This is a genomic window from Empedobacter sp. GD03797, from assembly GCF_029842105.1.
In the GTDB taxonomy this organism is placed as follows: Bacteria; Bacteroidota; Bacteroidia; order Flavobacteriales; family Weeksellaceae; genus Empedobacter; species Empedobacter falsenii_C.
Window position 1 is genome coordinate 1 of record NZ_JAOCFS010000072.1, and the last position, 609, is coordinate 609.

2 protein-coding genes are annotated in these 609 nt (G+C 32.0%); both read left to right on the forward strand.

Features of this window, described 5'->3' with window-relative positions; translation table 11 throughout:
* Positions 1–403 (forward strand): DUF5675 family protein (locus tag N5D90_RS17070; protein WP_280063479.1); only part of this gene is annotated, 403 nt, incomplete at its 5' end.
* Between the two features lie 11 nt (positions 404–414).
* Positions 415–609 (forward strand): hypothetical protein (locus tag N5D90_RS17075; RefSeq protein WP_280063480.1); only part of this gene is annotated, 195 nt, incomplete at its 3' end.

Genomic DNA, 609 nt, shown 5'->3' on the forward strand with positions numbered 1-609 from the left:
CCATTTATATATTGATGGAATCTTTCAATGTTATTTTTTAGAAGATAAAATACGAGCCGATAAGATACCGAAGCAAACTGCAATACCTACGGGTGATTTTAAATTGATTGTCAATTCTTGGGGCGGTATGAATACCAAGTATAAAAATCTGATGGGTAAGGTTCACGAAGGTATGATTGAAATTGATCAGCTTCCGAATTTTGATTATGTATATATCCATATCGGAAATACGTATTTACAAACTGCAGGATGTCCGTTGACTGGGTTTGGTTTTGAATTGATCAATGGTGATTATCAAGTTACCCATAGTCGTAAAGCTTATGATATGGTATATCCTAAACTTTTGAAGATTGCCAAAAGCAAAGAAAATCAAATTCGAATCGAGAATAATTTTCAATTCTAAAATCAGAAGTTATGGAAAATGAATTGGTTTTAAATGTCCTTTTTGGTTCAGTTTCAAGTTTATTATTGGCGGTGGTTGCCTACTTTATTAAGCAATTACACTCCGATTTTAAGAAAATGGAAAAGGATATTACAGAAGTAAAAACGATGGCTTTATTAATCAAAACCGAATTTAAAAACAGTTATGATTTACTCAGTCAGCGTGTA